General features: G+C 68.3%; 10 protein-coding genes and 1 tRNA gene. 7 read left to right on the top strand and 4 right to left on the bottom strand.

The window, feature by feature from the left end; all coding sequences use genetic code 11:
• Positions 1–36 precede the first annotated feature (36 nt).
• Together grpE and dnaK are read right to left on the bottom strand one after the other, a co-directional pair.
• On the bottom strand, positions 37–723 hold the full coding sequence (grpE, locus tag J7I98_RS16895) for a nucleotide exchange factor GrpE (protein ID WP_214921535.1): 687 nt from the start codon (positions 721–723) through the stop codon (positions 37–39).
• Positions 720–2573, bottom strand: a complete 1854-nt coding sequence (gene dnaK, locus J7I98_RS16890; protein WP_214921534.1) for a molecular chaperone DnaK — start codon at positions 2571–2573, stop codon at positions 720–722. Before dnaK ends, grpE begins: the two co-directional genes overlap by 4 nt.
• Before the next feature lie 215 nt (positions 2574–2788).
• Here dnaK and J7I98_RS16885 point away from each other — a divergent pair, with 215 nt between their 5' ends.
• From J7I98_RS16885 to J7I98_RS16860, 6 genes are all read left to right on the top strand, one after another.
• Positions 2789–3280 (top strand): sugar transferase, encoded by a 492-nt coding sequence (locus J7I98_RS16885; protein ID WP_214921533.1) that lies wholly within the window; start codon positions 2789–2791, stop codon positions 3278–3280.
• A gap of 140 nt (positions 3281–3420) precedes the next feature.
• Positions 3421–5688 (top strand): (Fe-S)-binding protein, encoded by a 2268-nt coding sequence (locus tag J7I98_RS16880; protein WP_214921532.1) that lies wholly within the window; start codon positions 3421–3423, stop codon positions 5686–5688.
• 168 nt (positions 5689–5856) lie between these two features.
• Positions 5857–6966 (top strand): VCBS repeat-containing protein, encoded by a 1110-nt coding sequence (locus J7I98_RS16875; protein ID WP_308377831.1) that lies wholly within the window; start codon positions 5857–5859, stop codon positions 6964–6966.
• 165 nt (positions 6967–7131) lie between these two features.
• Positions 7132–8595, top strand: a complete 1464-nt coding sequence (locus J7I98_RS16870; RefSeq protein ID WP_214921531.1) for an FG-GAP-like repeat-containing protein — start codon at positions 7132–7134, stop codon at positions 8593–8595.
• Positions 8596–8908: 313 nt separating this feature from the next.
• Positions 8909–10324 carry an FG-GAP and VCBS repeat-containing protein gene (locus J7I98_RS16865; protein ID WP_214921530.1) on the top strand — a complete coding sequence of 472 codons (1416 nt, stop codon included), beginning with the start codon at positions 8909–8911 and terminating at the stop codon, positions 10322–10324.
• 140 nt (positions 10325–10464) lie between these two features.
• The gene (locus J7I98_RS16860) at positions 10465–11379 is read left to right on the top strand and encodes a Yip1 family protein (protein WP_308377830.1); all 915 of its coding nucleotides are present in this window, start codon (positions 10465–10467) and stop codon (positions 11377–11379) included.
• 98 nt (positions 11380–11477) lie between these two features.
• Here the strand turns inward: J7I98_RS16860 and J7I98_RS16855 are convergent, their stop codons facing one another.
• A complete protein-coding gene (locus J7I98_RS16855) occupies positions 11478–11975 on the bottom strand; it encodes a phosphoribosyltransferase (protein ID WP_214921528.1) in 498 nt (165 codons plus the stop codon).
• A 7-nt stretch (positions 11976–11982) separates the two neighbouring features.
• Positions 11983–12558, bottom strand: coding sequence for a dCTP deaminase (gene dcd / locus J7I98_RS16850; RefSeq protein WP_214921527.1), 576 nt, complete (start codon positions 12556–12558; stop codon positions 11983–11985).
• Positions 12559–13002: 444 nt separating this feature from the next.
• Between dcd and J7I98_RS16845 the strand changes: the two genes are divergently transcribed.
• Positions 13003–13076: transfer RNA gene (locus J7I98_RS16845), tRNA-Gly, on the top strand.
• Positions 13077–13111 lie beyond the last annotated feature (35 nt).

The raw sequence follows: 13111 nt of genomic DNA, 5'->3' as shown, positions 1-13111 counted from the left end.
CCGTTCCCGCTCTCGTTACTGCGTTTTCCGCCGACGTCAGCCCTCGTCCGGGCCACCGCTCTCCTCGTCCGATGCCGGGGCCGACGCCTCGTCCGCCTTGGCGGGCGGCGTGGCACCGGGCTGGGGCTCGGCGACCGCGACGCGGGCGGGCCGGATGGTCCGCTCGCCGATCCGGTAGCCCGGCTGCAGGATCGCCACGCACGTGGTCTCTTCGACGTCCGGTGCGTACGAGTGCATCAGGGCTTCGTGGATCGTCGGGTCGAAGGGCTCGCCCTCCTTGCCGAACTGCTGCAGACCCATCTTGGCGGCGACCGTCTCCAGCGACTCGGCCACCGACTTGAACCCGCCGAGCAGCTCGCCGTGTTCACGCGCCCGGCCGATGTCGTCGAGGGTCGGGAGGAGCTCGGTCAGGAGGTTCGCGACGGCGATCTCCTTGACCGTGACCCGGTCCCGCTCCACGCGGCGGCGGTAGTTCTGGTACTCCGCCTGCAGCCTCTGGAGATCCGTGGTGCGCTCATTGAGCGCCATACGGACCTGATCCAGCTGCGCGGTCAGAGCCGCTTCCTTTACGTCCACGTCCCCGCCGGCGGCCGCCGGGCCCGACTCCTTGAGGGAGTCGGCCCCTGCCTGGTCAGGCGTGGCAGCCTGCGGCTCGGCGTCTTCTGTGCTGGCGCCTGAAGGGACGTCGGGCTTCTCCTCGAAGCCCGGAGTCTCCTCCGTCATGCGGCGCCTCCCTGACGTCCGGCGTCCTTCTCGTCGTCGACGATCTCGGCGTCGACGACATCGTCCTCCGCCTTGGCCTGCTCGCCGGCGCCGGCGTCGCCCGCGGCCTGCGAGGCCTGGGCGTCCGCGTACATGGCCTGGCCCAGCTTCTGCGAGACGGCCGCGACCTTCTCCGTCGCCGTGCGGATCTCGGCCGTGTCCTCACCCTTGAGCTTTTCCTTCAGCTCGGTGATGGACGTCTCGACCTCGGTCTTCACGTCACCCGGAACCTTGTCCTCGTTGTCCTTGAGGAACTTCTCCGTCTGGTAGACGAGCTGCTCGGCCTGGTTGCGGGTCTCGGCGGCCTCGCGGCGCTTGTGGTCCTCGTCCGCGTACTTCTCGGCCTCTTCGCGCATCCGGTTGACCTCGTCCTTCGGCAGCGAGGAGCCACCGGTGACGGTCATCTTCTGCTCCTTGCCGGTGCCGAGGTCCTTGGCAGCGACGTGCATGATGCCGTTGGCGTCGATGTCGAAGGCGACCTCGATCTGCGGGACACCACGCGGGGCCGGCGGCAGACCGGTCAGCTCGAACATGCCGAGCTTCTTGTTGTACGCCGCGATCTCGCGCTCGCCCTGGTAGACCTGGATCTGGACGGACGGCTGGTTGTCCTCGGCCGTCGTGAAGATCTCGGAGCGCTTGGTCGGGATCGTCGTGTTGCGCTCGATGAGCTTCGTCATGATGCCGCCCTTGGTCTCGATACCAAGCGACAGCGGCGTGACGTCGAGGAGCAGAACGTCCTTGACCTCGCCCTTGAGGACACCGGCCTGCAGCGAGGCGCCGATGGCGACGACCTCGTCCGGGTTCACACCCTTGTTGGCGTCCTGACCGCCCGTGAGCTCCTTGACGAGCTCGGCGACGGCCGGCATACGGGTCGAGCCACCGACGAGAACGACGTGGTCGATCTCGGAGAGCTGGATGCCCGCGTCCTTGATGACGTTGTGGAACGGCGTCTTGCACCGCTCCAGCAGGTCCGCGGTCAGCTGCTGGAACTGCGAGCGCGTGAGCTTCTCGTCCAGGTGCAGCGGGCCCTCGGCCGACGCCGTGATGTACGGCAGGTTGATCGAGGTCTCGGTGGAGGAGGACAGCTCGATCTTGGCCTTCTCGGCCGCCTCGCGCAGGCGCTGGAGCGCCATCTTGTCCTTGGAGAGGTCCACGCCGTGACCGGAGTGGAACTGCTTCACGAGGTAGTCGACGACGCGCTGGTCCCAGTCGTCACCACCGAGGTGGTTGTCACCGTTGGTGGCCTTCACCTCGACGACGCCGTCGCCGATCTCCAGCAGCGAGACGTCGAACGTGCCGCCACCGAGGTCGAAGACGAGGATGGTCTGGTCGTCCTTGTCGAGGCCGTACGCCAGCGCGGCGGCGGTCGGCTCGTTGACGATGCGCAGGACGTTGAGGCCCGCGATCTCGCCGGCCTCCTTCGTCGCCTGGCGCTCGGAGTCGTTGAAGTACGCCGGGACGGTGATGACCGCGTCGGCCACCTTCTCGCCCAGGTAGGCCTCAGCGTCGCGCTTGAGCTTCTGCAGGATGAAGGCGCTCATCTGCTGCGGGTTGAAGTTCTTCCCGTCGAGCTCGATGCTCCAGTCGGTGCCCATGTGGCGCTTGACCGACCGGATGGTCCTGTCGACGTTGGTGACCGCCTGACGCTTGGCAACCTCGCCGACCAGCACCTCACCGTTCTTCGCGAAGGCGACGACGGACGGCGTGGTCCTGGCGCCTTCGGCGTTGGTGATGACGGTGGGCTCGCCGCCCTCCAGAACGCTGACGACGGAGTTAGTAGTGCCCAGGTCGATGCCGACCGCACGTGCCATTTCAATTCCTCCAGCTGACTTGAGTGGAACAGACTCAAGGATGCACGACGGATCCGAAGTCGTCAACAGACCTGAGTCGAGGGGGCTCAACTCTTGTGCGGCCCTTATGTGCAGCGACAGCTGTGCAGCGGTAGCCGGAGGGGGCGCCACAGGGGCGGCACGCCGCTGATCAACAGAGCGGGTTTCATGACGAATGCCATGAAAAGGTACGCCACATGTTCGCCAAGCGGATCCTCGACCTGACGGCCGGCCCGATCCTGCTGCTGATCGCCGCCCCCCTGATGCTCCTGGCCGCAACGGCCGTCGCCGTAACCTCGCCGGGCCCGGTTCTCGCACGGACGACCAGGGCGGGCCTCGCGGGACGCCCCTTCCAGATGCTGACGCTCCGCACCGCGCCAGGGACGACGACCGGCCGGCTGCTGCGGCGGTGGCGTCTGGACGTACTCCCGCGGCTGATCCACGTACTGCGCGGCGAGATGTCCCTGGTGGGCCCCTGCGCGCTGCCGCCGGGCCATCCGGAGTCCACGGCGGCGCGGCAGCTCGTACGGCCCGGTCTGACCGGTCTGTGGCAGATTGGGAGGCGCTCCGACCTACCGTGGGAGGAGATGGGCGTCCTGGATCTGCACTACGTCGACCAGCACTGGCTCGGCCTCGACCTGCTGATTCTGGTCCGCACCGTGCCCGCGGTCTTCGCCGCCCGGGGCTGAGGGTCGCCTCAGCGACGCAGATCACCGCAGGCGCGGCTACAGTGCGGCCGCATAAGTGGGTACGCTCAGCACGAACTACATAAGTTACCGCTTAGTAAGCCCACTGGATTCCCACCCTCGCAGGCCCGAGGAGCCCCCAAATGCAACTCGCCGCGATCATCGTGTCGCTGGTCATCACGGTGGTGGCCGTCGCGCTGTTCGGCCGCGCCATCGCGCAGATCTACGCCTTCGTGCGCCTCGGCCAGCCCGTACCCGCGGGCTCCCGGACCGGCGACCCCACGCAACGCACCGTGACCCTGGTCAAGGAGTTCCTCGGCCACACCCGCATGAACCGCTGGGGCATCGTCGGCGTGGCCCACTGGTTCGTGGCGGTGGGGTTCTTCTCGCTGCTGCTCACGATCGTCAACGCCTTCGGCCAGCTCTTCCAGGCCGACTGGCTGATCCCGATCATCGGCGACTGGCTGCCGTACGAGATCTTCACCGAGTTCCTCGGCCTGATGACGGTCCTCGGCATCCTGACCCTGATCGTCATCCGGCAGCTGAGCAGGCCCGGCAAGGCCGACCGTAAATCCCGCTTCACGGGCTCCAAGACGGGCCAGGCGTACTTCGTCGAGGCCGTCATCCTCATCGTCGGCATCTGCATCATGACGCTGCGCGCTCTGGAGGGCGCCCTGCACGGCGTCGACAGCTGGGAGCCCGGCTTCCTCGCCTCGTACCCGCTGATCGCCGCCCTCGACGGGCTGAGCCTGAGCACGCTCCAGTACCTCACGTACTTCTTCGCGGCGCTCAAGATCGTCACGTCCTTCACCTGGATGATCACGGTCTCGCTCAACACCAACATGGGTGTGGCCTGGCACCGCTTCCTCGGCTTCCCGAACATCTGGTTCAAGCGCGAGTCGGACGGCGGAGTCGCGCTCGGTGCGCTCCAGCCGATGACCAGCGGCGGCAAGGAGATCAACTTCGAGGACCCGGGCGAGGACGACGTCTTCGGTGTCTCGCAGGTCGAGCAGTTCTCCTGGAAGGGCATCCTCGACTTCTCCACGTGTACGGAGTGCGGCCGCTGCCAGTCGCAGTGCCCCGCCTGGAACACCGGCAAGCCCCTCTCCCCGAAGCTCCTGATCATGTCCCTGCGCGACCACGCGCACGCCAAGGCGCCGTACCTGCTCGCGGGCGGCGGCAAGGACATGGAGGGCAACGAGAAGGCCACCGAGGAGCAGCTCAAGGACGTCCCCGCTTCGGCACTCGCCGAGGCCGAGCGCCCGCTGATCGGGACGCTCGAAGAGAACGGCGTCATCGACCCGGACGTGCTGTGGTCGTGCACCACCTGCGGTGCGTGCGTCGAGCAGTGCCCGGTCGACATCGAGCACATCGACCACATCGTCGACATGCGCCGCTACCAGGTGATGATCGAGAGCGCGTTCCCGTCCGAGGCCGGGACGATGCTCAAGAACCTGGAGAAGAAGGGCAACCCCTGGGGTCTCGCCAAGAAGCAGCGGGTGGAGTGGACCAAGGAGGTCGACTTCGAGGTCCCGATCGTCGGCAAGACCATCGACGACCTGACCGAGGTCGAGTACCTCTACTGGGTCGGCTGCGCGGGTGCGCTCGAAGACCGGGCGAAGAAGACCACCAAGGCCTTCGCGGAGTTGCTGCACATGGCGGGCGTCAAGTTCGCGATCATGGGCGGCGACGAGAAGTGCACGGGTGACTCGGCCCGCCGCCTGGGCAACGAGCCGCTGTTCCAGCAGCTCGGCCAGGAGAACGTGGCGATGCTGAACATGGCGTTCGGCGAGGACGACGAAGACGAGTCGACGAAGAAGCCGAAGTCGTCGAAGAAGATCGTCGCGACCTGCCCGCACTGCTTCAACACGATCGCGAACGAATACCCGCAGCTGGGCGGCGAGTTCGAGGTCATCCACCACACGCAGCTGCTCCAGCACCTCATCGACGAGGGCAAGCTGATCCCGGTGACGCCGGTCGAGGGTCTGATCACGTACCACGACCCCTGCTACCTGGGCCGTCACAACAAGGTCTACACGCCGCCGCGCGAGATCATGTCCGCCGTCCCGGGCCTGCGCCAGCAGGAGATGCACCGTCACAAGGAGCGCGGCTTCTGCTGTGGCGCCGGTGGTGCGCGGATGTGGATGGAGGAGCGGATCGGCAAGCGCATCAACACCGAGCGCGTCGACGAGGCCCTGTCGCTCAACCCGGACATCGTCTCCACCGCCTGCCCCTTCTGCCTCGTGATGCTCACGGACTCCGTGAACGGCAAGAAGAACGACGGCCAGGCGAAGGAATCGCTCCAGGTCGTGGACGTGGCGCAGCTGCTGCTCGACTCGGTGCGTACGCCTGCGGAGCCTGCCGGTGAGGCGGAGACCGAGGACGCGCCGGAGCCGGAGCCGGTGAAGTAGCCGACGTGCGTAGACGTACGTGAACGAAGAAGCGGCCGGACCTGCCTCGGGGGCAGGGCCGGCCGCTTCTCGTATGCGGTGATCGGGATCGGTCCGTTGCCTTAACGCAACGGTCAAACGAGAGCATCATGTTGCAACTGACAACATGCGATACGGACGAGGTGGGTCGTGCGAAGAGGAATCGCAGCGGCAGCAGTGGGCTGCGCGGTATTCCTGGCGGGCTGCAGCGCCTCCGCCGACAGACCCTCCGCATCGGGAGACGGCGCGAAGGGAGGCGGCAAGCCCTCCACCGCCGCCCTCGCGAACAAGGCCGACGCCCCGCCCACGCGCCCCGTACCGCACGGCAGGGGCAGCCGCGTCCCGTACGACTTCAACGGTGACGGCCACCGCGACCTCGTGCTCAACGACCTGGTCAAGGGCCCGGAGGACCGGCTGGGCGACGACGCGGGCATCGGTGTCGTGTACGGATCCGGGCGCGGCCCCGACCCGGCCGTACGCCGGCTCCTCACCCCCACCCGCAACGCCGCCACCACGGAGGGCACCCTCCCGGCCGCCTTCGACGCCGAGGCGGCCTGCGACCTCGACCAGGACGGCTTCGCCGACCTGGTGGTCACCACCGATCCGCCGTTCAACGGCACGGGCAGGCCGCCCGTACCGCTCCAGATCCTCTTCGGCAGCCCGGACGGCCTCACCGGCAAGGCGGTCAAGCTCCGCATCCCCGAAGCGGCCCGCTTCGGCAACGAATGGCCCGACCACCCCGTCTGCGGCGACTTCGACGGCGACGGCAGCCAGGACCTCGCGGTGACCGCCAGCGGCGGCCGGTTCAGCTACCTGCGCGGCCCGTTCACCCGCACGGGAGCCCCGCGCGCGGCCGGCGGGGCAGTGCCGGGCGTCGGCCCGGTCCTCTCCTCCCCCGAGCCGAAGGCGGACGTCAACGGCGACGGTTACGACGACTTCGTCTCCGCCACCCGCGCGCGCGAGCCCGGCGCGGCCGCCCGCGGAAAGCTGCTGCTCGGCGGCCCGGCAGGCCCCGGGCGCGCGGGCGGCACGTACGCCTACAAGGCCGTGAAGGCGCTGCCTGCGGGCGAACTCACGGCGGGCGAGGGTACGGCGGTCACCGACGTACTCCGGTACGCCGACTTCGACGGCGACAAGCGGCCGGACACGGTGGTGCGTACGCACCGGGGCGAGACGACCGATCTGGTGGCCGTCCACTGGGGGACCGGCAAGAAGGGCGCCGCCTTCTCCACGGCGCTCTTCTCCACCGCCCACCGCTGACACCAAATACACCGCTGACCCGTACAACCCTTCGACCCCATCAGCAGTCTCCTGTGCGCCGATCACACGTGTACCAGAGATCAACTCCCGGCAAACACGTGCGATTCGCACCCCATTGACTCGGACGCGCACCATGCGTCCCGGCATGCAGCAGGAGAACTCCGCATGCACAGAAGCCTCCGTACCACCCTCGCCACCGCCACGGCGGCCGCCCTCACCGGCGGTCTGCTGACCGGCGGCCTGCTGATCGCCGGAGCGGGCACCGCCCTCGCTGCCCCGTCCGGGCTGCAGGGCGACTTCAACGGCGACGGCTACCGCGACCTGGCGGTCTCCGCCTCCGGCGCCACCATCAACGGCCAGAGCGGCGCCGGCGCCGTAACGATCCTCTACGGTTCCCCGGACGGCGCGGGCGCCCAGAAGATCCAGACAATCAGCCAGGAGACGCCGGGCATCCCGGGCGGCGCCGAGAAGAACGACCGCTTCGGCGGCCACACCGCCACCGCGGACTTCAACAGCGACGGTTACGCGGACCTTGCCATCGGCGCGTACCTGGAGGATGTCGGCTCCGACGTCGACGGCGGCTCCCTCACGGTCGTATTCGGCGGCGCCACCGGCCTGACCGGCGGCATCAGCATCCCGGACCCGTCGAGCACTTCGCACGACCGCTTCGGTTCTGCCGTGGCCGCAGGCGACTTCAACGGCGACGGCAAGCCCGACCTCGCCGCCAAGGCGGACAACACCAAGATCGACTTCTTCCGCGGCGGATTCACCAAGTCGGGCGGCACGGGCGGCCGTTACACGATCACCGCACCGGTGCTCGCAGCCGAGGGCCCCGACATCTTCAACATCACCGCCGGCAACGTGAACAACGACGGCCGCACCGACCTGGTCGTCGACGGCTACGAGGGCGACAGCACCGGCGAGTACGCGTACAACGCCAACTACTACCTCCCGGGCAGCACTTCCGGCATCACCACGACGGGCGCCAAGAAGCTCCCTGCGGGCATCATCACCGACATTGGCGACACCAACGGCGACGGCTACGGCGACATCGTCATCGGCAACACCTGGGACGAGAAGCCGGGCGTCTCCGTGGGCGGCGCCGTCCACGTCGTCTACGGCACGGCGAGCGGCCCGACCGGCGGCCAGGACACCATCACCCAGGACAGCCCCGGCGTCCCCGGCGGCTCCGAGAGGGGCGACCTGTTCGGCGGGGAACTCTCCCTGGGCGACATCAACGGCGACGGTCTCCAGGACCTGGCCATCGGCGCCCCCAACGAGGACCTCGCGGGCGTGGCCGACACCGGCATGGTGACGGTCGTCTACGGCACCCCGACCGGCTTCTCCGACACGGGCGCGCAGGCGATCGAGCAGGAAACCCCCGGCGTCCCCGGCACCGGCGAGAAGCTCGACGGCTTCGGCGGCGAGGTCTTCCTCTCCGACACGACCGGCGACGGCAAGGCGGACCTGACGGTCGGCGTGCCCTGGGAGAACGCCGGTAACGGTTACGTGGTGGCATTCCGTTCCGACGGCACGAAGATCTCGACGTACGGCAGGGGCCTGGGCCTGACGGCCACAGGCCTGTCGACAACGGGCTCACCGGTGCTGGGCCTGAACATCTCGGGCTGACGAACGCGCGCCGGTGCGTGGCCACCACCCACCGGCGCGAGGGGGCGGGTCGCGGAGGGGGCGGTGTCCGGGACGCAGAGCGTGATGTGTGCGCTGATCACTGGCCTCGCGAACGCAGCCCCCGCCCGGCAGCAAGAACATGCGTCCCGAATGCCGCCCCCGGAGCGGCACGCCCCCTCGCGCCCCCACCGGCACCAGCCAGTCCCGCACACACCCCCAACGGCACCAGCCAGTCCCGCACACACTCCCACCGGCACCAGCCGATCCCGCACCCCCGCACCACCCACCCGCGCCACTCCACAAGGACCCGCCCATGCGCAAGCACCCCCGCGCCGCAGCCCTCGCCGCCACCCTCCTGGCCGCGGCCCTGACGCCTCTCACGCTCCCCGCGGCCACCGCCTCCGCCGCCCCCGCCAAGCTCTCCGACGACTTCAACGGCGACGGCTACCGCGACCTGGCCATCAGCGCAGACGGCCACCACGTCGGCTCGGCCGACAACGCCGGCGCCGTAGTCGTCCTGTACGGCTCCTCCTCCGGCATAACCTCCACCGCCAGGCGCACGGTCATCACCCAGAACTCCTCCGGCGTCCCCGGCACCGCCGAGAGCATGGACCGCTTCGGCAACAGCCTCTCCTCCGCCGACCTCAACGAGGACGGCTACGCCGACCTGGTCGTCGCAGCCGTCTGGGAGGGCACCGCCGACAAGCCGTTCCGGGGCAGCCTCACCGTCCTCTGGGGCAGCAGCACCGGCATCACCGGCACCGGCAGCGCGAACCTGCCCGTGCCCTCGTACGTCCCCGACAACGCGTACTTCGGCAGCGGCACGGCGACCGGCGACTTCAACGGCGACGGCCACCAGGACGTGACGGCGACCGGCCAGGACCACACGCGCACGTACTACGGCCCCTTCACCAAGGCCGGGGTCCCGGTCGGCCAGCGCGCCGAGGCGGAGGGTTCGACGTACACCGCCATCGCCGGTGACCTCAGCGGCGACGGGGCCGCCGAGCGCCTCTACCCGTTCAACACGGACAACGACCTGGGCGGCTGGATCCGCTACCACCGCTGGACCGGCACCCAGAACAGCATCACGACGATGAGCAACACGGACGGCGACGCGGGCGCGACCGGCGACATCAACAAGGACGGCTACGGCGACCTGGTCCTCGGCGACGTCTCGGGCCCGAACACCGCCAAGGGCGGCCGCATCACCGTCTGGTACGGCGGCCCCACGGGCCCCGACCCGGCCCAGAAGCCCACGATCGTCCACCAGGACACGGCGGGCGTACCCGGCGGCGGCGAGGACGGCGACGGGTTCGGAGCGACGATCGCGGTCGGCGATGCCAACGGCGACGGCTACGCGGACGTCGTGGTGGGCGCCCCGGGCGAGGCCCTCGGCACGAAGCGGAACGCCGGTTCGGTCACCGTCCTCTACGGCTCGGCGACCGGCCTGACCACCACCGGCGCCAAGACCTTCACCCAGGACACCGCCGGCGTCCCCGGCGGCGCCGAGTCGTACGACAGCTTCGGCAGCTCGGTACGCCTCAGGGACCTGAACAAGGACGGCCGCGCCGAGCTCACCGTGGGCGCCCCGCTGGAGAACTCCTACGGCTCCGTGACCGTGCTCCCCGGCAGCACCACCGGCACCACGACCACCCGCTCGGTGTCGCTCACCGCGCGCGACGCGGGCCTGGCGGGAAGCGCCTCGTTCGGCGCGGCACTGGCCAACTGACGGCAGGCACCGCACGCAACAGCCCTCCTGGGGACAACCCGTCAGGGACCCCCTAAGGGATGTCACAGCTCGGCCGCAAAGCCGGGCCTGTTGGGGCAGGCCCGGCACTCGGCCCATGCGGACCAGGTACGTTCGATTACGTGGCTGGATTCAGGATCGGACGCGGCCGGGACAACCGCACCCCGCAACAACAACCGCAGCGGCACCCGCAGCAACAGCCGTACGGGCAACAGGCATCGCCTCAGCCCCCGTACGGCCAGCAGCAGTGGCCGCAGGCGCCGCAGTACGGCGGGCAGCACGGCGAGCCCGAGTACTTCGGCGACCCGTACCAGGGGCATGGGCAGGGCCAGGGACAGCATGGCCCGCAGCCCCCGTACGGCGGCCAAGGGGGTGGTGACCCGTACGCCAACAGCAACAACAACCCGGGCCACACGCAGGCATTCAGCATCGGCGAGGACCCGTACGGCGACGGCACCACATACCCCGTCGGCAACGCCCCCGCCCAGCCCGCCGGCCCGCGGCTGCACTGGAAGCAGCTGCTGAGCGGCATCGTGCTGCGCCCGGGCCCGACGTTCTGGCAGATGCGCGACTACGCGGTGTGGGGCCCGGCCCTGATCGTGACATTCCTCTACGGACTGCTCGCGATCTTCGGCTTCGACAAGGCGCGCGACGAAGCGATCAACGCGACGCTCTCCAACGCCATCCCGTACGTCCTGACCACCGGCATCGCGATGATCGTCTGCGGCCTGATCCTGGGCGGCGTGACGCACACCCTCGCGCGCCAACTGGGCGGCAACGGCTCCTGGCAGCCGACCGTCGGCCTCTCCATGCTGATCATGTCGCTGACGGACGCCCCGCGTCTGGTCTTCGCGCTCTTCCTGGGCGGCGAGAACTCCCTGGTCCAGGTGCTGGGCTGGGTCACCTGGCTGGGAGCGGCGGCGCTCTTCACCTCGATGGTGAGCAAGTCGCACGACCTGCCGTGGCCGAAGGCACTGGGCTCGTCGGCGATCCAGCTGATCGCCCTGCTGTCCTTGATCAAGCTGGGCACGATCTAACCCACCGACTCAACAACTCAACACACAAAGGGCCCCGGTGCGAACCCGCACCGGGGCCTTCTGACATCCAAACTCAAACTCAAATCCAAACTCAACGCTTACGCATCGAGGACTTGCCCAGCACGACGCACGACCGGCTTCTCCACACTCCACGGGAAGTTGATCCACTCGTCGGTGCGCTTCCAGACGTACTCGCACTTCACCAACGAGTGCGACTTCTCATAAACAACGGCACTGCGAACCTCGGCGACATGATCGAGGCAGAAATCGTGCACGAGCTTGAGCGTCTTGCCGGTGTCGGCGACGTCGTCCGTGATCAGTACCTTTTTATTGCTGAAGTCGATCGCGTCGGGCACGGGCGCCAGCATGACCGGCATCTCCAGGGTCGTGCCGACCCCGGTATAGAACTCGACATTCACGAGATGGATATTCTTCACATCCAGCGCATAAGCAAGCCCACCCGCCACGAAAACGCCACCGCGGGCGATGCTGAGCACGATGTCGGGCTCGTACCCGTCGTCGGCAATGGTCTGCGCGAGCTCGCGAACCGCTTTACCGAACCCGTCGTAGGTCAGGTTCTCTCGTACGTCACTCATACCCGCATCACACCTGCGTCCGATGAAAATTGAGGAAGGAGCGCGAGGCCGTCGGCCCGCGCTGCCCCTGATAGCGCGACCCGTACCGCTCGGAACCGTACGGGAACTCGGTGGGCGAGCTCAGCTGGAACATGCACAGCTGCCCGATCTTCATTCCCGGCCACAGCTTGATCGGCAGCGTAGCGAGATTGGACAGCTCAAGCGTGACATGCCCGGAGAACCCGGGGTCAATAAAACCGGCAGTCGAATGGGTAACGAGCCCGAGCCGCCCGAGCGAGCTCTTCCCCTCCAGCCGGGACGCAAGATTGTCCGGCAGAGTGATCGTCTCGTACGTAGAAGCGAGAACGAACTCACCGGGGTGCAGGATGAACGCCTCGTCCCCGTCCGGCTCGACCAGCCGCGTCAGATCGGCCTGCTCGACGGCCGGATCAATATGCGGGTAGCGGTGGTTCTCGAACACCCGGAAGTAGCGGTCCAGCCGCACGTCGATGCTCGAGGGCTGCACCATAGATTCGTCGTACGGATCAATGCGCACGCGTCCGGCGTCGATCTCGGCCCGGATGTCCTTGTCTGAGAGAAGCACGCCCCGAGGATACGCAGAGCGCGCGGGCCCGCCCCAATCGGACGGCCCCACGCGCTCCCTCACGGACGTCTCAACCGCTCACTAACGCTGCTGCTCCAGCACCACGGGCACCGCATGCCTGAGCCGCGCACACCGCGGACACCGGATGAGCCGCCCCGGCCCGATACGGCCGGCCCCGAGCTGCTGCAGCGGGAACGATGTGGTGCTGAACACGTGCCCCTCGGCACAACGGACGACGGTGGGCTCCATCAAGTCCATCAAGTCCCTTCCCCAAGCGTGGACGAGAAAGCCACATTAGGGGATGAACGGGACGCCACTCCAGGCGGCACTCCGCCCCCAAAGGTACGCCCGAACCCCACCACGAAAACGCCTCGGCAAATGCACGAAGAGCGGGACATGGGGTACAGTGTGCGACGATGCGGTGCCGAACCAACGGCCCCTCACGCGGGTGTAGTTTAATGGTAGAACATGAGCTTCCCAAGCTCAGAGCGCGAGTTCGATTCTCGTCACCCGCTCCAAAGAAAAAGGCCCAGGCCAGGGACATGATCCCCGA

Source organism: Streptomyces sp. ISL-98, from assembly GCF_018614055.1.
Classification (GTDB): domain Bacteria; phylum Actinomycetota; class Actinomycetes; order Streptomycetales; family Streptomycetaceae; genus Streptomyces; species Streptomyces spiramyceticus.
Note: the sequence above shows the minus strand (reverse complement) of the source record. Positions and strands in the feature narration are given on the sequence as shown.